The sequence below is a fragment of the Arsenicibacter rosenii genome, from assembly GCF_001870735.1.
Taxonomy (GTDB): domain Bacteria; phylum Bacteroidota; class Bacteroidia; order Cytophagales; family Spirosomataceae; genus Arsenicibacter; species Arsenicibacter rosenii.
In genome coordinates this window covers 227,715-247,393 of the sequence record NZ_MORL01000005.1, presented here as the reverse complement: position 1 = coordinate 247,393, position 19,679 = coordinate 227,715, and the positions used below count along the sequence as shown (strand labels likewise).

Here is a 19,679-nt window from a genome sequence, read left to right as displayed (position 1 = left end):
GAGCAGGAAGAGTTATTTCTGTTTCCGGACGTAAATGTTGCTGCTGATGGTCTTCAATTGTATTTCGACCCCGCCACCGTTAATGGCGCCGTTGATGTTATTCCCGCCTGCTACTTTAGGCAACCCATCTTTGACGTTGTTTTTCAGGCCCAGATCAAAGTCGGTATACATTTCGCCGTTGATCGACCGTAGTTTCAGATTGCTCTTTGTATTGGCCGGCAGCGTTACGTCGATCTCCCCGCTGATGGTCGACAAAGCAGATGGTTTTTCCTGATTCAACGCCGAATACACCACGACGATTTCTCCGCTTGTTGTGTTGGCCACAACCGGCCCCGTTACGTTGCTGAGTTCGATGTTGCCGTTTTTCGTCTTGATTTCCAGATCACCATCGAAGTTATTGACCGTAATGTTGCTGCCGCCCATCCAGCTCATTTGCTCATACATCACCGCCGCTTTTTTAGGAATACGGATGGTAATGGCGTTTGAGCTCCGCGATGCCTTCTCAATTTTGAGGTTCCCGTTTTCCTGGGTAACCGCAACTCCCAATCCCGTATTGTCGACGGCAGAGTTATACAACGGTTTCAGACCCTTAGCCCGCTCCGGCGGTGTCTCGGTCTTCCCGCCTGAAATAATTACGTCATCGCCGTTATGGCCCTCAATTCTGACGTTACTGAAATCCATCTCAATCCAGACTTTCTGGTCTTTGCCCAGTTTTGTTTTATAATCCTGGGCCAAAAGAGTCCCCGTACACCACAAAAGTGCGGTGCTCAACAGCATTAGCTTTTTCATTAGTTTTTGTATTTGAGGTAATTGACGTTTATTAAGAAGCAGAGTTCATGGTTTGACGGCTTAGCCGGCTGACGCCTTCTTCGGCCTTTTGCCGGACAACATCAATGGTTTGTTTACTTTGGGCCAGTTGCTGCATGGCATTCATCGCCCGTTTTTCCTTGATGGCCACCAGCAGTTCAATCAGCGTAATCTGAACATTGGCGTCTGTCTGCGATTTCAGTGACTGGATCAGCGCTTCCCGCACGCCCGGTTCGTTCTCAAAACTAACCAGAGCCTGACACGCTGCCAGCCGTACATTGACGTTATCGTCGGCATTCATTGTATTGATGAGCAGCTGCGTAATATCTTCATTGACCTGCGGCAGCTCGGTACACTGATTCACGGCCAGGATACGGTCACTGGCCGAGGTGTTGGCTTGCTGGGTCACCGACAGCACATTTTTGATTTCGGCGGTTTGCCCGTTTTCGGCTACTGTTTCGTTCGGCGAGCCGGTATAGTAGCGGCCTGCCGCAAAGCCCAGCAGCAGCAGAGCCAGCCCGGCGGCAATCCGCATGCTCCAGCCACCGATCCGGTGTATGACATCGTTTTTGTTAAGCCTGGCCGTTACCCGTGTACTGAATCCAGGCGATGGGTGTTCGGCACGTGCCCCGTCTGCATACCGGAAAAGGCCGGCGTCCGGTATTTGCTGAGGCGTTTGCTGGCCGGAGGCAAAATACTGCTTCAGCCATTGCTCCTCCTCCAGCGTCGTTTCTCCCTCGTAGTATCGGGCCAGTAAGGCATCAATATCCTGATGATTCATAATTGAGAACTTTAGTATAGTTGTCGCGGACAGTTTTCCGGGCCCTCGACAAGGCCACACGAATGTTATTAATAGATATACCGGTCACCTGCTCAATCTCCTCAAACGAATACTCCTCTACGTCGCGCAAGTGCAGAATCAGCCGCTGCTGTTCCGGCAATTCCTGAATCAGTTGCCGGACTACCGCAGCGGTATCGGCCGACTCCGTAAGCTGATGGGGTGTACCCATGTTTGCCTGAATCAGACTCAAATCTGCCTCGTCGGTCCGGCGGGCATATCCGTGCGATTTCAGTTTATCCAGGCACAGATTCCGCGTCATCTGAACGGCCATGGCCTCAACGCTGCGGTACTGATCCAGCTGCTGCCGGTTTGTCCACAGTTTTAGTAAAACATCCTGCAAGGTGTCTTCGGCTTCTTCGCGGTTTCGCAGAAAAAGCTTTGCCAGTCGAAAAAGCCGGCCTTGCACAGGAAGTATTTGTTGTTTAAAGGTTTGCAGGTCCATGTCTATGCAAAAGACGAGCGATCCGGACAAACATTACAGGGCCGGTGAAAAAAAACAAAAAAAAATTACTGAGCCTGTTACCATATAGAAAGTAGCCGTATTCATGTTAAACGTAAATCTAAGAAGGGAGCTTCATACGTATGTGTGCTACATAAAGTGCATCTTTTTTATGGTCTTTGTGCAACCTACTGTTACGATTCAGACTCTCTGCTATAAACAAAACATATACGTTGAACACGTATTTACCATTACCGTACAACCATACCCCCATGAAACTCAACTTTTCCCGGAACCAATACTTTGCTGTTTACTTTCAGCAAGGGCAGTACCATTATTTCCCGTGTCAGACCGTTGACGAAGGCATGCGGTTACTGAACGAACAAACCCATCAGGCAGGTGAATTACCGATTGGGGTTTTTGATCCGGTTAACGATGCATTTCAGTGGCATCCGGTCAAACTGGTACAGATTAATCAGTTTAGTATGGAACATCATGACCGCCTGATCGAGCATATTCTGATACTCTGCAAACGCCTGACGGCCTCCGCCTGAAGTACCTGATAAAGTCGCTGTACCCTGAGAAGAATCTATTGTACATAAAGCCTATTCGCTGACTGATAAAAGGTAGTTTTTGTACTTTACCAATATCGGTGAATCATTGTGTGCTATAAATGAGTTATTTAGCTGAAAGGCTTATTCGATTTTATATGGCGGATAGGTCAATGTTATACTAAATACTACCTATATGCAGACAATTCGGATTAACTGGAAAGGCCATTTGCAGGCACTGCGGTCTAAGTCTAATTGGATGTTTTCGACGCAAGCAGTACATGCGTTTGTAAACAAAAACGAACCGGCTTTTGAAGCCCTGACTCGTTTATCGGCGCCACATGGCGGAAGAATTTTTTAAACTGAAACGATAGATCAATCACTGGGAAGAGCCTCATTCGGGGCTCTTTTTTTTTACGATACCTCATTAGTTGGCCGCTCAGTCAAAAAAAAATAAACATTAAAATCCGGTTAAAGCTTATTCCCGTATGAAGTGGTATTACCCAATTCACAAATTCCTTTATAACTATTTCAGAAGATGTTTACAGCGAAAACAATTCAGCGCTTTGCCACACTGACCGTGCTGGCTGGTATGTTGCTGGGCGTAAACGCCTGTCGGGATGCCTCGTTCCAGCCCGATGCACCCTCAAACGGAGCGGCCAGAACACCCGGCAACACAGTTGCCTATGTATTAACAGACGGTAACCAACTCCTACAGGTCAGCACGGATAATCCGGGCTCGCCGGCTGCGACCATCAGCGTAACGGGATTGATGATGGACGAACGACTGACGGCCATTGATTTCCGGCCGGCAACCGGCCAGCTTTATGGGGTTACCAACCAGAGCCGGATCTATATGATCAACCATATGAACGGTATGGCCCGTGCGTTGAACAGCACGCCATTCTCACCGGCTATGACCGGCGACGTAACCGCGTTCGACTTTAATCCGACGGTAGACCGCATCCGGCTGGTGACAAACCAGGGACAGGACCTGCGGCTGAACCCTGAAACAGGTCTGGTCGTGGCGGTAGACGGGATGATCAACGGCGTGCCAGGGGCAGCGATTAACGGCGTAGCATACACAAATAACTTCTCGGGAGCCACAACGACAACCCTGTATGATATTGACCCGGTAACGGATAAACTCTACAAGCAGGATCCGCCGAACAATGGTACGTTGAGCGAAGTTGGCCCGCTGGGCGTCAACATCATCGGAGCCGGTGGTTTCGACATTGCGCCGAACGGAGTTGCGCTGGCAGCTCTTGGCTCAACGGGAGGCAGTCCGGTACTGTATGAAATCAATCTGGCAACAGGCCAGGCAGAAGCCATCGGGAACCTGCCGAACAGGAGCATCATCGGCCTGGCTATTCCGACAGATCCGGTCGCGTATGCGGTCGATGGCTTCAACCGGCTGATGATTTTTAACCCGCTGAATCCGGGTACACCAATCGTGAAGGCGCTTACAGGCCTGCAATCGGGTGAGATGATTGTCGGCATCGACTTCCGGCCGGCCAATTCGCAGCTGTATGCCCTGAGCAGCGGTAGCCGGATTTATACAATTAATGTTTCAAACGGCGCTGCTACGGCCGTTGGGTCGCCGTTCTCTCCGGCTTTATCGGGGATCGACGTGGGCTTTGACTTTAACCCGACCGTAGACCGCATCCGGGTGGTAACGAGCACAGGTCAGAATCTGCGGATTAATCCGGATAACGGAGCCGTGGCCGCAGTAGACGGTGCGCTGAATCCGGGTATGCCAACGGTAACGGGTGCGGCCTATACCAACAACTTTGCGGGTGCAACCACTACCGTTTTATATGATATTGACGCAAATACCGACCGTCTGGTGCGTCAGGACCCGCCGAATGCTGGTGGGCTGGTCGACGTAGGAGCCTTAGGCTGGAATGTTGAAGGGGCGAACGGATTTGACATTACAGGGACAACAGGAACAGCCTATGCGCTGCTACGGATGGGGACTGTAACGAAAGTATGCCGGATTAATCTGGCAACAGGCGCGGCTACCCCAATTGCTGACTTCCCGGCGCCTGTTCAGGCTATGGCAGTCGGCTTAGGATTTTAAGTCGAGTTGGGTTTACGCGTAAACGATACTATTATGGTTTAAAAGGAGCCTTAGCAGACATGGTTTCACAGTCATTACAGAATGTATTGACATCGTAAATCGTCCTTCGTAACTCGTAATTAGTATTGATGCGTTTGAATGCAAAACGGCCGCCGGAATTTCCAGCGGCCGTTTTTTATGGCTATGCCGTTTGCTTAGCGGCTCAGATACAAATTGCGCTCAGCATATACTTTCTGGAAGAACTCATCCTCCAGATCCTCAATGAAGTAGATCCCTTCACCGGTCGATTTCATTTCAGGACCAAGCTCCTTGTTCACGTTCGGGAATTTGTTGAACGAGAACACCGGAATTTTGATGGCATAGCCATGTTTTACCGGTTTGAAATCGAAATCCTTCACCTTCTTATCGCCCAGCATCACTTTCGTGGCGTAGTTGACATAAGGTTCCTGGTAGGCTTTACAGATAAACGGTACGGTACGGCTGGCCCGTGGGTTGGCTTCGATTACGTAGACCACTTCATCCTTGATAGCGAACTGAATGTTGATCAGACCAACGGTTTTGAGTGCTACGGCGATTTTCTTCGTATATTCCTCAATCTGGCGAATCACGTTTTCGCTCAGGTCAAAGGTTGGCAGTAAGGCATACGAGTCACCGGAGTGGATACCGGCCGGCTCGATGTGTTCCATGATACCGATGATGTACGCATCTTCACCATCACAGATTGCATCGGCTTCGGCTTCAATCGCGTTTTCGAGGAAATGGTCAAGCAGGATGTTGTTGTCCGGAATATCGCTCAGGATTTTCATCACGTGCTGCTCCAGTTCCTGCTCGTTGATCACGATCTTCATACTCTGACCACCCAGTACGTAGCTCGGGCGTACCAGCAGCGGGAAGCCAAGCTCCTTTGCCAGATCAATTGCGGCTTCCGATTCGCGAACCGTACCAAATTTAGGATATGGGATGTCCAACTTACGGAGCATTTCCGAGAAGTGGCCGCGATCTTCGGCCAAATCAAGGGCTTCCCAGCTGGTACCGATGATCTTGATGCCGTAGCGGGTCAGTTTTTCGGCCATTTTCAGCGCCGTCTGTCCACCCAGCTGTACAATCACCCCTTCCGGTTTTTCGTGCATGATGATGGCGTGTACGTGCTCCCAAAAGACCGGTTCGAAATACAGCTTATCGGCAATATCAGGGTCCGTCGAAACCGTTTCAGGGTTACAGTTGATCATGATCGTTTCGTAACCGGCTTCTTTGGCCGCCAGCACGCCATGAACACATGAGTAGTCAAACTCAATGCCCTGACCGATCCGGTTCGGGCCTGAACCCAGCACAACCACTTTCTTACGGTTGCTGGCTACCGATTCGTTGCCCGGCAGCGACGAAACCGGCTCCGGACGGTCAGTCGTGATCGGTACCTGGTTGTTGAAGGTCGAGTAGTAATACGGCGTTTTAGCTTCAAATTCGGCCGCACAGGTATCGACGCACTTAAATACCCGGCGGATGTTGTGCCGCTGACGGTATTCATAGATTTTGCTTTCGCGTACCTGCAACAGGTGTGCCAGCTGGCGGTCCGCATAACCTTTCTGCTTCGCTGTCCGGAGCAATTCCGGTGGCAGATCATCCAGATCGTATTTCTCGATTTCACGTTCCAGCTCGATCAGTTCTTCAATCTGACGCAGGAACCACTGGTCGATTTTTGTCAGCTTCTGGATGGTCCGGAACGACATACCTGCCTTAAAAGCGTCGTAGATATGGAACAGACGGTTCCAGCTCGGATTGGCCAGGCTTTTCTTCAGCGCATCCTGGTCGGTCAGCTCGCGGCCGTCGGCTCCCAGTCCATTGCGGCGGATTTCGAGCGACTGACAGGCTTTCTGGAGGGCCTCCTGGAAGTTCCGGCCGATCCCCATGGCTTCACCCACCGATTTCATCTGTAAACCCAGTGACCGGTCGGCGCCCGGGAATTTATCGAAGTTCCAGCGCGGAACCTTCACGATAACGTAGTCAATGGCTGGCTCAAAGAACGCTGATGTTGTGCCCGTAATGGGGTTCATCAGTTCGTCGAGGTTGTAGCCGATTGCCATTTTGGCGGCAATTTTGGCAATCGGATAACCGGTTGCTTTTGAGGCCAGGGCCGACGAACGGCTCACGCGCGGGTTAATCTCAATCGCAATGATGTCGTCGGTTTCGGGGTTAACCGAGAACTGAACGTTACAGCCGCCGGCAAACTTACCGATGCCGTCCATCATCATGATTGCCAGGTCACGCATCTTCTGGTAGAGCGTATCCGGCAGTGTCATGGCAGGGGCGACGGTAATACTGTCGCCCGTATGGATACCCATCGGATCGAAGTTCTCAATCGAACAGATAATGATGAAGTTACCGTTACCGTCGCGCAGAAGCTCAAGTTCGTACTCTTTCCAGCCCATTACACTCTGCTCCACAAGCACTTCGTGTACCGGTGAAGCATGCAGGCCGGCGGTCAGGGCTTTGTCAAAATCTTCAGGATGCTGAACGAAGCCACCACCGGTACCACCCAGCGTAAATGACGGGCGGATCACAAGCGGGAAGCCGATTTCCTGGGCAATTTCCTTACCTTCGAGGAATGAGCGGGCCGTACGGCCTTTACAAACGCCTACGCCCAGTTCGAGCATTTTCAACCGGAATTTTTCCCGGTCTTCGGTCGTTTCGATCGCTTTGATATCTACCCCGATGATCTGAACATTGTATTTTTGCCAGATACCGGCTTTGTCACAATCGATCGCCAGGTTCAACGCAGTCTGGCCACCCATGGTAGGCAATACGGCATCGATGGGGCGACCCATTTCCTGATGTTTCTTCAGAATCTCAACAATGGACTTCTTTTCGAGCGGTTTGAGGTAGACATGATCCGCGTTGATCGGATCAGTCATAATCGTGGCCGGATTGGAGTTAATCAGCGATACCTCGATACCCTCTTCACGTAGCGAACGGGCGGCCTGTGAACCGGAGTAGTCAAATTCACATGCCTGACCGATGATGATGGGACCAGAACCGATAATCAGGACCGAGCGGAGATTGGGATTTTTGGGCATTTTTCAGCGAGACCTTGAAAAACGAATAATGAACGTTTGAAAAAAGTACAATAACGTACTTTGATTGTCAGCGACTTGGATCAAGTATGGCTAAAAATCCCGCAAAATTAGTGGATGCAGCCGGAAATACGAAGCCGAAACGGGTAAAAACTTGCTTATAATGGATATTTAGCGCAAATACTGTATAATTACAAAAGAGTAAACGGAATAATGATGAACAAATTGACCTCATTGGAAGTCTGTGCGGGAGCAGGAGGACAGGCGTTAGGGTTGGAGCAGGCGGGCTTTGATCATGTTGCTTTAGTAGAAATAGAACCATTGGCCTGTGCCACACTGCGTTTAAATCGTCCCGAATGGGAGGTATTTAATCAGGATCTTAAAACATTTGACGCCACACCTTACAAGGGAAAGGTTGATTTGTTGGCAGGTGGCGTACCTTGCCCACCATTTTCTGTCGCTGGTAAACAGTTGGGAGAACTCGATGAACGTGATCTTTTCCCGGAAGCGATTCGTATTGCTGCGGAGTGTGAACCTAAAGCAATAATGCTGGAAAATGTAAGAGGTTTACTAGATCCGAAGTTTAAGCTCTATCGTCGACATATTTTATCAGAGTTGCGGAAGTTAGGTTTCTTCTGTGAGTGGAGACTTTTACAGGCATCTGATTTTGGCGTATCACAACTACGGCCAAGAGCGATTTTAGTAGGTCTGAAAGAGCCCTATTATCCATATTTTCAATGGCCTGCTATTGGTTTAATTAAACCCAAAACAATTGGTGCACTTTTGTATGAAGAGATGAAAGCCAATGATTGGGGTATGGTCGATGAATGGTCTAAGGAAGCAGATGGCATTGCACCAACCCTGGTAGGAGGCTCAAAGAAACATGGAGGGGCAGACCTTGGACCCACAAGAGCTAAGAAAGCCTGGGCAACGCTAGGTGTCGATGGAAAAGGACTGGCAGATACGGCTCCTGTACAAGATTTTCGGGGCATGCCCAGATTAACACTAAAAATGACTGCACTTGTTCAGGGATTTCCGAAAGAGTGGCAGTTTGCCGGTAAAAAAACGCCTGCATACCGGCAGGTAGGCAATGCGTTCCCGCCTCCGGTTGCCAAAGCATTAGGCGAAGCTATACACCAGGCCATAAATTACACCGAAAATGGACAAAACACCCGGATCCAAAGAAAAGCTGAAAGCCTTTTTATTGAATAACGTAGGGAAAGTAGTTGATTCTAATCGTTTGCGGGAAGTTGCCGGTTCCAGTGAATGGGGGCGACGTATCCGGGAATTGCGTAATGAAGAAGGGTTTGATATCATTACGCATAAAGATCGCAGTGACCTCAAACCAGGGCAATACATTCTGGTATCTGCGGAAAAGAAAGACAGAGCCTTTCAACGTAATATCTCAAAAGAAACCCGTGCTTTTGTAATTGACCGTGATGGAAATACATGTCAGATGTGTGGTGTGGCAGCAGGAGAAATTCATCCGTTTGACGGAAGACCTGCCCGAATGCAACTGGGGCATGTTGTCGATAAAACTAAAGGCGGCACAGACGATGCCGATAACCTGCGTCTGCTATGTTCTGTTTGTAATGAAGGGGCCTCAAATTTGACGCTGGTTCGTCCGGACTCAATCAGTCTTTTGATACAAACGCGCAGGGCTCCTAAAAAAGTACAGCTTGAGGTATTGGCATGGCTGATAAAAAAGTTTCCCAAAGAAGCTCAGAGGATTCAGTCAAGTTAAAAAGTAGGTTACAAAACAGTCACTCTGATCAGATAGGATGGGAAGGATGGGAAGGTTGATAATAGTGGGGATTTGGGTGATTAGTATCTGCTTTGGCTGCGGCAGCGACGTGCGGCCGAAGCTCCGGCGCTACGAAGAAAATCCGGACGGCATTCAGAAAAATCCGTTGCCTGAGCCTAAACGGCTCTTTCTGGATAATGGCAAGGTCCGGCTCGGGATCGACCTCAATGCCGGCGGTGCCATTACCTACCTCGCCGAAGGCACATCCGGGGTCAATATGGTAAACAATGCCGATCTGGGCCGGCAATTGCAAACCAGCCTGTATTCGGGGCCGGTGCCATACAGCGTTAATGGCAAAGACCCCGTTGCTAAATGGATCGGTCTTGGCTGGAACCCTGTGCAGACCGGCGATGTACATAATAATCCGGCGCAGGTGATCAGTCACCAGCAGACCGGTAATACGCAGCTCTACGTCAAAACGATCCCGAACATCTGGCCGCTGCTGGCCGAACCCGCCGACTGTGTCATGGAGCACTGGATCGAACTCCGCGACAACACGGTCCATGTCCGCAGCCGTACAACCATCAACCGCGCGGATACCACGCAATACGAGGCCCGTACGCAGGAAGCGCCCTGTGTGTACCTCAACGGACCATACACACGGATTATCACCTACACCGGCCTGAACCCCTTTACAAACGATGTCGTAAACGAGTTTAAGCCCGACCATGGTATCACCGACCGGTATGCAACCGAAAACTGGGCGGCGCTGCTCAATGCGTCGGGGCGGGGTGTCGGGCTGTACCGTGCCAATGAATTCCGGTTTATTACGGCTTATTTCGGTGCTCCCGGCGTGGGTACTGAATACGATGTATCCAGCAGTTATATGGCGGCGGTGCCGTTTGAGGTGCTCGACCACAACCGTGTCTATGAATTTGAGTATGACCTGATCATCGGGAGTCTGGACGATATCCGGCAGTTTGCCTACCGGCAGACACGGCCGGCAACGGTGCCTGATTTCCGTTTTTCCGGTAGCCGCGCCCGCTGGTTTTATTACAACACCCGTGATACCGGCTGGCCCGTCGGTAACGAACTCAATGTCCGTTGGGCACGTACTGATACCACCAAAGCCAGCTTTCAGATCAAGAGTCCGGCCGTTTACTGGAAAGCCACCGATGTACCGGTTCTGGAAATCGAAGCAGCTTTCTCGACACCGGCAACCACTGCCCGGCTAAGCTGGCGACAGCCCGGCGACGTTGATTTTCTGGCGCTGCCCACCCGCACGCTCGACTTCCCGATTACCGGCGACGGGGTTTACCGGACCTACCGAATCAGCCTGGCCGGTAAGCCGGGCTGGCAGGACATCATCAATCAGATCGGGCTGGAGCCAACGCCCGGCCAACCGGCACGGTCCACGGCTACTGTAAGAATCAGGCGCATCGGACTCGGCCGGTAGCAGGAAGGCCACTTACGAAGGTCTGCTTGCCGGCGGCCGCCGGAGCCGTTTTTCATTGTATCTTTACCGGCACAATGGGGAAAAGGTTTATGAAACAATGGGGGTCGCTGTCGGGGCTGGCAGTGTGTGTGATGATGATAGGGTATCTGACGGGATGCAGTGATGAAATCAGGCCCACAAACCGTCCTAAACCGGTGACGCCGGTTTCCAGTACAACACAGGTTGCGAAAGGGGGAGACGGGACCGGAACAACAGACCCGACAACGCCCCCCGGCCAGACCACTACCACCCCCGGTCAGCCAACTACGCCCCCCTCACCGCCGCCGCCGCCCACTCATATTTTTCTCTGGAACGGTAAAATCCGCCTTGGCATCAACCTGAATGCGGGGGGAGGCATTACATACCTCTCGGATGGCTGGAACGGCGAAAACATGGTGAACAACTTTGACCTTGGCCGCCAGTTGCAGACCAGTATTTACTCCGGCCCGATTCCGTTTACGCCCAATGGCAAACAGCCGGTCGCCAAATGGTGGGCCCTGGGCTGGAACCCCGTACAGACCGGCGATGTCTACAATAACCCCTCGCTCGTTGTTACCTCGCAGCAGATTGACAGTACCCGCCTGTATGTAAAAACGGTTCCCTATATCTGGCCCTTGCTGAAGGAGCCGGCCGAATGTACGATGGAACACTGGATTGAGCTGAAAGGCAACAACGTCCATGTCCGGAGCCGCACAACCATTAACCGGCGGGATACGACCCAATACGAAGCGCGGGCGCAGGAATTGCCCTGTGTTTACCTCAACGGCCCATATTACCGGATGGTGAGTTATACCGGCATGCAGCCGTTTACCAACGACGCCGTTACCGAATTTACGGGCGAGAGCGATCTGACGCCCCGCTATGCTACCGAAAACTGGACGGCCCTGCTCAACAAGGAAGGTAAGGGGGTCGGGTTGTATACACCGGATCAGTTTCGCTTCGTAACCGGTATGTTCGGGCGGATGGGAACGGGCAACGAGTATGATGTGCAAAGCAGCTACATGACCTCTGCGCCGATTATTGTAATGGGGTATAACGACGTTTTCGAATACGAGTTTGATCTGGTTGTCGGTACTCTGCCCGACATCCGGCTGTTTGCCCAGATGCAGCCAAGGGCATCCATTGCTCCCAACTACCGGTTTACGCGCAACCGGCTCGGCTGGCATTATTACAACACCTTCGATCAGGGACAGCCGGATAACGAGCTGGTGATTCAGTGGGGGCGGCGCGATTCGACCAAAGTCAATTTTCAGGTAAAAAGCCCGATGGTGTTCTGGCGGGCTGGTAATGTGCCAAAAGTGTATGTGCAGGCAGCGTTTGAAACGTCGGCCAATACGGCACGGTTTAGCTGGCGGAAACCGGAAGACGGTGATTTCCTGATACAGCCCGAGCGCTACGTTGATTTCCCGATTACCGGCGACGGCGAAATGCGGGTCTACGAAATTGATTTAGGCAGCCGCGCGGGCTGGAGTGGTGTTGTTTCGCAGGTTGCGCTGGAAGCCTCGCCGCGTTCGTTCAGTTCCGCAGAACGCAGGGAAGTGCTGAAGCTCCGGAGCGTTACCGTGTCGCGGCCCTAGAAGGCAATACCATCGTAGATGTCAGTTACGGATAGGGTGATGCCTGAGCTGCTGATATCAATGGTATCCTGTCGTTTATCCTGATGATCGTCCTGCGCGGTTGATTCTGACAGCACTTCGATCAGCATAATATGTATAGTACGGATAAGACGGGTTCGCTGACTCCATGATTATGTCTCATTTATAGTAAAGTAAACATAAATACAGTTTTTGCCGGAACAATGCCTTTACGAAGGCAGTAAGGCGGGTAGCCACAGATCAACGCGGGTGCCTGGCGCACAGTCGGTCGTTTCGACGCGGATGGCTTGCCGGTACAGTTGCTGGTAAACGGCTATCCGCCCTGCCGTGACATGCATCCCCATCGACCGGAACGCTTCGGGGCGTTGGGCGTTTAGCCGGGCGGATGCCTCCCGTCCGATGCCGTTATCCTGAATACAGACATGCATTGTTTCACCGGCAAGCCGGATCGTAATAGTCAGTTCACCGGTCGAGGGGTCAGGCAGGTGGCGCAGACCGTGTAGAATGGCATTTTCGACAAATGGCTGCACGAGCAACGGTGGAATCTGATAAGGACGCTCGTTCAGCTCCGGACTCACCAGAATCCGGTACCGGAAGAGATTGTTGAAGCGTTCGGCTTCCAGACCGATGTATAAATCAAGCAGCCGGATCTCCTGCGACAGGGCAACCAGCCGGCTTTCGGAGTTTTCGAGTGTAAGCCGGATCAGCTTGGAAAACCGTTGCAGAAACCGCGATGCCTGCCGGTTGCGGTCGGTCAGGATGTAAGCATCAATGGTATTCATACAGTTAAAAACGAAGTGGGGGTTGATCTGTGCCCGCAGCGCCCGGAGCTCGGTTTCGGTTTGCAGGCGCGCCAGTTCGGCTTTGGCCTGCTCGTCGCGCCAGATGCGGATGCGTAGCCAGGCAATCAGCGAAACCGTAAAAAGCAGTAAAAATACCAGCAACGCCCGATACCAGCGCGTTTTCGTAAAAGCAACTGTCACCTGTACCGGAATCCGGCGGGTGGCCTGAAGCTGTCCGGATGCACTCCGCGCTTCAACCAGAAGCAGAAAATCACCGGCGGGCAGGTTGGTATACCGGATCGTTGCCGGGTTACCGGTCTGTTGCCAGCTTTTGTCATACCCATCGAGCCGGTACCGGAACGTATGGCTGGCCGGGGCAATCGGATCAGGGATCACCCAATCGAGTAGAAAATCCTCCTGGCCGGGCGTCAGGGTAATGCCGTTACCGGTCAGGATCGCGGCCATCTGGCCGGCATCTGCCTGGTCTGCAATGCTCATCCGGGTAAGTTGTGGATGACCGGTAGCGGTAGTGGGTTTAATGGCCGGGTGGTAGGCAAACAAACCGGCCGGGCTGCCGAAAAACCATCGTTTCCCCGTCTCTTGCATAGCCGCCGCCGGTATGTAGTTGCCGGGCCGGATGCCGTCTGCACCGGTAAAATAACGTACTAAGTGCCCCTGCCCATTACCTTGATACAGCCCGTTTGTCGACAAATACCACGTATGCCGGTCACTGGTCAGGATACCGTTGAGGGGATGAGCTGTCCGGTATAGTTTTCCCTGAAGGGTTTGCTTATGAAACCGGAAAATCCCTTGTCCGCAGGCAAGGTTAAGTGAGTCGGCCGCGTTAGGGACGGAGGTAATCTGTTGTCCGAGGAGATCAATCCGTTGTTTGGCCACCCGTTTCCACCTGCCTGCATCCGTTCGCCGGAAGGTGTAAATCAGGTTGCCGTATTCACTCAGTACAAACATGGTTCGTTGTTCCGGATCGACATAAGCAGCGGTATTGACGACGGCCGCGCCTGGTATATCAGCGAAGTCAATCGGTTGCCAGGAAAAGGATCGGTCCGGATGAAGCGTAAGGCTGAACGCGCCATAATAGGTATTGATCCACCAGGAGCCGGGGCCTGTCTGAACGATGGCAAACACCTGATCAGCCGGGAAATGGCCCGGAAAAGGCAGTGGTGTTGGCTGGCCGGTCTGTGTATGCGCCAGAAAAAGTCCGTGGCTGGTACCGGCCAGAACAAAGAATTTGTCAACAGGTACCAGACTGGTAATACCGGGAAGCCGGTTTAACCGCTTTGCGGGATGGCCGGTTTGTGCTACCGACACCAGACCGTAAGGCGTACCCAGCAGCAGGCCTGTTGCTCCGGCCTGACAAACGGCACTGACGGTCTCATCGGGCAGGTGAAGGTTTGCGGCCTGTAGTTGTCCGTAAACCTGCCGGAAAGGAGTGGGTTGCAGGGACGTATAGCTTACCCCGCGTCCATTGTTCAGCGAACAGAAAATAAGGCCCGCCGAATCGACAAACGTTCGGTTTACGTTATCTCCGGCAATGCTGAGCTGATTGGCGCGCTGCACACTGAACCGGGCGTAAAAACGGCGTGTTTTTGTGTTAAAAAGTAACAATCCGCTACCCGATGAGCTGACGGCCAGTTGATGGTCACCAAAGGCCGTCAGGTGATTGATGGTGCCTGTCGGAGACAGCGCAGGTCTGAACTGCCTGAACTGTGCATTCGCTGTATTGAGCCGGATCAACCCTGCATCGCCACCCGCCCAGACGATGCTGTCGTTTTCGGGCACAAGCCAGTAGGAAAAAGAAAAAACGGGCGCAGGCCGTTTTACTGAGGAAGGATTAAAAAAGAGCTCCGGCTGAAGAACCTGCCCGTTCCGGATGCTTCGTTTAACGATTCCGCCCTGATCTGACCGGCTGTAAATAACTTTCAGGGGTTGAAACGGCTGTTGGGGATACGGAATGAGCCGGTCTGTCAGTTCGGTGCCCGGGCTGCGATACAGGACACGTAAGGTCCGGATGTTGAGAGTAAATACTGCCCATTTCGCCGGATAAAAAAACCAGAGCTGTTGCTGGTTATCAATGTAAAAGGGGGCAATCCACCCGGCAGTTAATCCGGTGAGCCCGGCGGGCAGCTGAATCAGCGTAAACCGGTCGCGGGTATAGGTGTACCGGAACAGGCCGCCTCCCGTACCAATCCACAGGTTGCCGGACTGATCTTCGTGGATGGCATTGATTGATTTGCCGGCGAGTTCGGTCAGGTAAGTACGGGTCCGGCTGCCATCGAACCGAACCAGTCCGGCGTTGGTGCCAATCCAGACAAATCCCCGTGAGTCGCGGAAAATGAGGTCAGTCGTGTTACTGGGCAGACCATTCTCAACGGTCAGGTGCCGGAACCGGCTATCGGCCGACGCAGTCAGAACACAGCAAAACAGACAGACTAGCACAAAAAGACGCATCAGACGAGGGAAAGGAATCGGGTACACCTGAACTTCCCGTAAGTATAGCTATATTTCGGAGTACTCACTAATACACAGGATCTGTGGCAGTTTTTACCGCTATTTTAGTCGATGATGAGCAGCCAAGCCTTGATGCGCTTATGGCCAAACTAGGCTTTGTCGCCTCTGATATTGAGATTCTGGGCCGCTATTGCGTAGCGCAGGAAGCCCTGCTGGCCGTCGAACGATTGCAACCCGATTTGATTTTTCTGGATATAGAAATGCCGGGCATGGATGGATTTACGTTTCAGGAGCGTGTCCGTGCATACGGGGCAGAAATTATTTTTACGACGGCTTACCAGCAGTATGCCATTCCGGCGTTACGGGCCTATGCGTTTGATTTTTTGCTGAAACCGGTTGATGAGGACGAGCTGGCAGGGGCACTCGGGCGCTTCCGGCAGAAAAGACGGGAGCAGCGCCAGCAGGTATCCGACCAAAAGCAAAATCAATCCCCGGCTTCCCTGCAAAAAATAGCCGTCCCGTCGGCACGCGGGATGTTGTTTGTACCGCTGGCGGATGTGGTTTATCTCGAAGCCCATAAGAATTATACGATCTTTCATCTCACCGGCAAGCGGCAGCTGGTGGCCACCCGCACCCTGAAAGAATATGAGCTCCTGCTCGACACACAGGGTTTTTTCCGGATTCATCACGCGGCTGTGATTAACCTGCAACACCTGACTGAATACATTCGCGGTGAGGGCGGGAGCGTTATTCTGTCCGATGGCAGTGAGGTGGAAGTTGCCCGCCGCCGCAAGCAGGAATTTCTGGCCCGTTTAGGTTAACGGAGAAATTACGGCGGTTTTATTTGGTCATTCGGCCGGATTTCTGTCATTTTGTATTATTGTACTCAATCAAAGCAAAACTCAATCCGACCCCGAATGGCTGTTCCTACCCTTACTCCCAAAACCAAAAGTACTGCCCAACATTTAATCAGCCTGCCGGTAATTGTCGCAGCACTGGGCTACTTCGTTGATATTTACGATTTATTACTTTTTGGTATTGTCCGTGTCCCCAGCTTACAGGATCTGGGTCTGAGTGGTGAGCAGATTTCGGACGTAGGTACCCGGATTCTGAACTGGCAGATGGGTGGCCTGCTCATTGGGGGCATCATCTGGGGTGTGTTAGGTGATAAAAAAGGACGGTTGTCGGTTCTGTTCGGCAGTATCATTACCTATTCACTGGCTAACATTGCCTGCGGGTTCATTGCCGATGTGACGTTCATGGACCCGACCGATTATTATGCCTACATGCGGTTCATCGCCGGTATCGGTCTGGCGGGCGAGCTGGGGGCGGGTATCACGCTGGTATCTGAAGTATTACCGAAAGAACTGCGGGCGATCGGCACCTCGCTGGTGGCCGGTGTCGGACTTTTCGGAGCCGTAGTGGCGTATTTCACGGTTGAGCTTTTTGACTGGAAGATGGCCTTCTTCGTGGGTGGTCTGATGGGCATCGGCCTGTTATTGCTGCGGGTTGGGGTGATTGAGTCCGGCATGTTTAAAAACGTAACCGAGCAGCGGCACGTTGAACGGGGTAACTTCCTGGCCTTTTTTACGAGTACAGACCGCTTGTCGCGCTATCTGAAATGCATCGGTATCGGCCTGCCGACCTGGTTTGTGATCGGTATTCTGGCAACATTCAGCAATGAGTTCGGAAAAGCATTCGGTATCGAAGAGCCAATCAAGCCCGGATTGACGATTATGTGGACATACGTCGGGCTGGCCTTCGGCGATTTGTCGAGCGGGGTCATCAGTCATGCCCTTCACTCGCGCAAAAAGGCGGTGTCGTTGCTGATGGGGCTGACCCTGGCAGTGAGCTTGTTTTATCTGTACGGCGGTCTGAAAAGCGCCGCTACGCTGTACGGAACAGCCCTGGTGCTGGGCTTTGGCATCGGCTACTGGGCCATGTTCGTGACCATTGGCGCCGAACAGTTTGGTACCAACCTGCGGGCTACGGCGGCCACAACCGTTCCGAACATGGTGCGTGGGCTGGTGATTCCGATGACACTGACCTATCAGGCGTTCAAACCATCCATGGATATTATCAATGCCGGTGCGCTGGTGGGCCTGATGGCCTTTGTACTTGGCTTTTATTCGATTCTGACCATTCCGGAAACGCACGGCAAGGATCTGAATTACCTGGAGGAATAGGAGCTTTCGCCCCGATAAAAAGAGCGGCCACCTGCTGTCAGGTGGCCGCTCTTTTTATGCACCGTAGTAGAGACGCAAAATTTTGCGTCTCTATATGATAGTTATGCCAATGCCTCTTTCACCGTCGCACGGACGCCTTTGTTGAGCATTTTATACAAATAACCGGATACCGCGTCAACCCAGCCTGGCAGGGCCGATAAGTCCGCTTTCCAGAAGTCTTTATCCGAACAAACCTTTTCCACAAAGGCCCGTACTGATGCTTCGTCGCTGGTTTGTACAGCAGGCCAGATGCCGTAGTAATAAGCGGCCCGGTCATCTTTAACCGGATAATTCAGCAGACCGGCCGCTACATCCACTTCGCCGTAGTAGGTGCCTTTATCTTCGTGCGTTACCTTCATAAACCGCAGGTAAGCCGCAAAGCCAAGGGCAAACCGGTCGGGTACTTTGTTGAAGAGTTCGTAATAACGCTGGAGGGTAGTTACATTCCGCGCCTGCATTTTAGCCGACTCCTGAACGGTAATGTTCAGCAACAGGTGCTCAATGCTCGGATTCCGGAAGCGGTCCAGCACTTCGTCGGCAAACTCTTTTACCAGCGCTACATCGTCGGCCGGGACCGTCGGCACGATTTCCTGCTGCATTACCTCCCGGATAAACTGACTCGACAACGGATCATTCATCATGTCGAGCACAATTTCGTGGCCCAGAAGGTAGGCTAGCGGTACGCTGATGGTATGGCTGCCGTTCAGGACGCGGAGTTTACGCTCGCGGTAAAACGTAATATCTTCGTCGATCACGATGGTATTCGGGTTGGCACCGGCAAACGAAAGGATTTCTTTCACACGGTCGTCGCCTTCGATGGCCCAGAGATGATACGGCTCCGTCATCGTCAGCAGATCATCTTCGTAGCCAAGCTCCTCTTCAATCTGTTTTTTGATACCCGCTTCCGGTTTGCCCGGGACAATGCGGTCTACGAGCGAGTTGCAGAAGCGGACGTGGAATTTAAGCCATTTGCTGAAGAGCTTACCCAATTCGTTGTGAGCCGCTAAGCGTTCGACCAGATCACGCAGCTTCAAGCCGTTGTCTACCACAAGTTCTGTTGGAATGACCACCAGGCCACGGTTCCGTGACCCGCCTACATCCTTAAACCGCTCGTACAGAAACGCCGTCAGTTTACCGGCAAATGATTGGGGAGGATTCTGGAAAATGCTCTCTTCTACATACTGTAAACCGACCTCTGTGGTGTTCGAGACAATGACCCGCAGGCTCGGGCTTTTCGCCAGATTCAGGATGTCGCGCCATGCTGTCTGGGCCGATAGTACCCGGCTTACCGACGTTACCAGCGTGTTTTCACTGATACTTTGCCCCTGCCGTACGCCGCGAACGGCAACGGTATATAAATTATCCTGTTGGGCAAACTCATCGGTTGTGCCGCCCGTTGATTTAACGATGACAACCGAACCATTGAAAAGACCCTGTTTGTTGGCCTTATCAATTTGATAGTCAACAAGTCCGCGCAGGAGGACGCCCGTGCCGAATTGTAACACACGTTCCGGGTTTGAGGAAACAGGGTGGGTTGTACGATTAAGTTTGGTCATAGTCAACATACGAATTGAGGGCATAAA

Annotated in this window: 15 protein-coding genes; 8 read left to right on the top strand and 7 right to left on the bottom strand. The window is 52.2% G+C overall.

Going from position 1 to position 19,679, the window contains the following annotated elements; translation table 11 throughout:
* Positions 1 to 12: 12 nt before the first annotated feature.
* From BLX24_RS12135 to BLX24_RS12125, 3 genes are read right to left on the bottom strand one after another with little or no spacing between them, the layout of a single operon-like run.
* Entirely contained in the window at positions 13 to 789 is a 777-nt protein-coding gene (locus BLX24_RS12135; protein ID WP_071503408.1) for a DUF4097 family beta strand repeat-containing protein, read from the bottom strand.
* A gap of 31 nt (positions 790 to 820) precedes the next feature.
* Positions 821 to 1,588 carry a HEAT repeat domain-containing protein gene (locus BLX24_RS12130; RefSeq protein WP_071503407.1) on the bottom strand — a complete coding sequence of 256 codons (768 nt, stop codon included), beginning with the start codon at positions 1,586 to 1,588 and terminating at the stop codon, positions 821 to 823.
* Positions 1,569 to 2,090 (bottom strand): GFO_1088 family ECF-type sigma factor, encoded by a 522-nt coding sequence (locus tag BLX24_RS12125; RefSeq protein WP_071503406.1) that lies wholly within the window; start codon positions 2,088 to 2,090, stop codon positions 1,569 to 1,571. The genes BLX24_RS12130 and BLX24_RS12125 overlap by 20 nt, the downstream gene beginning before the upstream one ends.
* Before the next feature lie 269 nt (positions 2,091 to 2,359).
* Between BLX24_RS12125 and BLX24_RS12120 the strand changes: the two genes are divergently transcribed.
* A complete protein-coding gene (locus tag BLX24_RS12120) occupies positions 2,360 to 2,641 on the top strand; it encodes a hypothetical protein (RefSeq protein ID WP_071503405.1) in 282 nt (93 codons plus the stop codon).
* A 535-nt stretch (positions 2,642 to 3,176) separates the two neighbouring features.
* Positions 3,177 to 4,718: a DUF4394 domain-containing protein gene (locus tag BLX24_RS12115; RefSeq protein WP_071503404.1), complete on the top strand. Its 1,542-nt coding sequence runs from the start codon at positions 3,177 to 3,179 to the stop codon at positions 4,716 to 4,718.
* A 194-nt stretch (positions 4,719 to 4,912) separates the two neighbouring features.
* Here BLX24_RS12115 and carB read toward each other — a convergent pair whose 3' ends face one another.
* On the bottom strand, positions 4,913 to 7,789 hold the full coding sequence (gene carB, locus BLX24_RS12110; protein WP_071503403.1) for a carbamoyl-phosphate synthase large subunit: 2,877 nt from the start codon (positions 7,787 to 7,789) through the stop codon (positions 4,913 to 4,915).
* A 213-nt stretch (positions 7,790 to 8,002) separates the two neighbouring features.
* On the opposite strand from carB, the gene BLX24_RS12105 reads away from it, so the two are divergent.
* From BLX24_RS12105 to BLX24_RS12090, 4 genes are all read left to right on the top strand, one after another.
* Positions 8,003 to 8,998, top strand: a complete 996-nt coding sequence (locus BLX24_RS12105; RefSeq protein ID WP_071503577.1) for a DNA cytosine methyltransferase — start codon at positions 8,003 to 8,005, stop codon at positions 8,996 to 8,998.
* On the top strand, positions 8,946 to 9,530 hold the full coding sequence (locus BLX24_RS12100; RefSeq protein ID WP_071503402.1) for an HNH endonuclease: 585 nt from the start codon (positions 8,946 to 8,948) through the stop codon (positions 9,528 to 9,530). The genes BLX24_RS12105 and BLX24_RS12100 overlap by 53 nt, the downstream gene beginning before the upstream one ends.
* Positions 9,531 to 9,606: 76 nt before the next feature.
* Complete coding sequence (locus BLX24_RS12095) at positions 9,607 to 10,986, top strand: hypothetical protein (protein WP_143092651.1); 1,380 nt, start codon at positions 9,607 to 9,609, stop codon at positions 10,984 to 10,986.
* 89 nt (positions 10,987 to 11,075) lie between these two features.
* On the top strand, positions 11,076 to 12,602 hold the full coding sequence (locus BLX24_RS12090; protein WP_229201781.1) for a hypothetical protein: 1,527 nt from the start codon (positions 11,076 to 11,078) through the stop codon (positions 12,600 to 12,602).
* On the opposite strand, the gene BLX24_RS33840 is transcribed toward BLX24_RS12090, so the two are convergent.
* The gene (locus BLX24_RS33840) at positions 12,599 to 12,730 is read right to left on the bottom strand and encodes a hypothetical protein (protein WP_262482981.1); all 132 of its coding nucleotides are present in this window, start codon (positions 12,728 to 12,730) and stop codon (positions 12,599 to 12,601) included. The genes BLX24_RS12090 and BLX24_RS33840 overlap by 4 nt on opposite strands.
* Positions 12,731 to 12,829: 99 nt before the next feature.
* A complete protein-coding gene (locus tag BLX24_RS12085; RefSeq protein WP_071503400.1) occupies positions 12,830 to 15,871 on the bottom strand; it encodes a histidine kinase in 3,042 nt (1,013 codons plus the stop codon).
* Between the two features lie 83 nt (positions 15,872 to 15,954).
* On the opposite strand from BLX24_RS12085, the gene BLX24_RS12080 reads away from it, so the two are divergent.
* The gene (locus BLX24_RS12080; protein ID WP_143092650.1) at positions 15,955 to 16,692 is read left to right on the top strand and encodes a LytR/AlgR family response regulator transcription factor; all 738 of its coding nucleotides are present in this window, start codon (positions 15,955 to 15,957) and stop codon (positions 16,690 to 16,692) included.
* A 96-nt stretch (positions 16,693 to 16,788) separates the two neighbouring features.
* Positions 16,789 to 18,057 carry an MFS transporter gene (locus tag BLX24_RS12075; RefSeq protein ID WP_071503398.1) on the top strand — a complete coding sequence of 423 codons (1,269 nt, stop codon included), beginning with the start codon at positions 16,789 to 16,791 and terminating at the stop codon, positions 18,055 to 18,057.
* A gap of 101 nt (positions 18,058 to 18,158) precedes the next feature.
* Here BLX24_RS12075 and BLX24_RS12070 read toward each other — a convergent pair whose 3' ends face one another.
* Positions 18,159 to 19,652, bottom strand: a complete 1,494-nt coding sequence (locus BLX24_RS12070; protein ID WP_071503397.1) for a tagaturonate reductase — start codon at positions 19,650 to 19,652, stop codon at positions 18,159 to 18,161.
* Positions 19,653 to 19,679 lie beyond the last annotated feature (27 nt).

Bases quoted from the DNA above. Each gene is read 5' to 3' on its own strand.
- BLX24_RS12135 (WP_071503408.1), bottom strand. From the start codon at position 789: ATGAAAAAGCTAATGCTGTTGAGCACCGCACTTTTGTGGTGTACGGGG.
- BLX24_RS12130 (WP_071503407.1), bottom strand. From the start codon at position 1,588: ATGAATCATCAGGATATTGATGCCTTACTGGCCCGATACTACGAGGGA.
- BLX24_RS12125 (WP_071503406.1), bottom strand. From the start codon at position 2,090: ATGGACCTGCAAACCTTTAAACAACAAATACTTCCTGTGCAAGGCCGG.
- BLX24_RS12120 (WP_071503405.1), top strand. From the start codon at position 2,360: ATGAAACTCAACTTTTCCCGGAACCAATACTTTGCTGTTTACTTTCAG.
- BLX24_RS12115 (WP_071503404.1), top strand. From the start codon at position 3,177: ATGTTTACAGCGAAAACAATTCAGCGCTTTGCCACACTGACCGTGCTG.
- carB (WP_071503403.1), bottom strand. From the start codon at position 7,789: ATGCCCAAAAATCCCAATCTCCGCTCGGTCCTGATTATCGGTTCTGGT.
- BLX24_RS12105 (WP_071503577.1), top strand. From the start codon at position 8,003: ATGAACAAATTGACCTCATTGGAAGTCTGTGCGGGAGCAGGAGGACAG.
- BLX24_RS12100 (WP_071503402.1), top strand. From the start codon at position 8,946: ATGGACAAAACACCCGGATCCAAAGAAAAGCTGAAAGCCTTTTTATTG.
- BLX24_RS12090 (WP_229201781.1), top strand. From the start codon at position 11,076: ATGAAACAATGGGGGTCGCTGTCGGGGCTGGCAGTGTGTGTGATGATG.
- BLX24_RS33840 (WP_262482981.1), bottom strand. From the start codon at position 12,730: ATGCTGATCGAAGTGCTGTCAGAATCAACCGCGCAGGACGATCATCAG.
- BLX24_RS12085 (WP_071503400.1), bottom strand. From the start codon at position 15,871: ATGCGTCTTTTTGTGCTAGTCTGTCTGTTTTGCTGTGTTCTGACTGCG.
- BLX24_RS12075 (WP_071503398.1), top strand. From the start codon at position 16,789: ATGGCTGTTCCTACCCTTACTCCCAAAACCAAAAGTACTGCCCAACAT.
- BLX24_RS12070 (WP_071503397.1), bottom strand. From the start codon at position 19,652: ATGACCAAACTTAATCGTACAACCCACCCTGTTTCCTCAAACCCGGAA.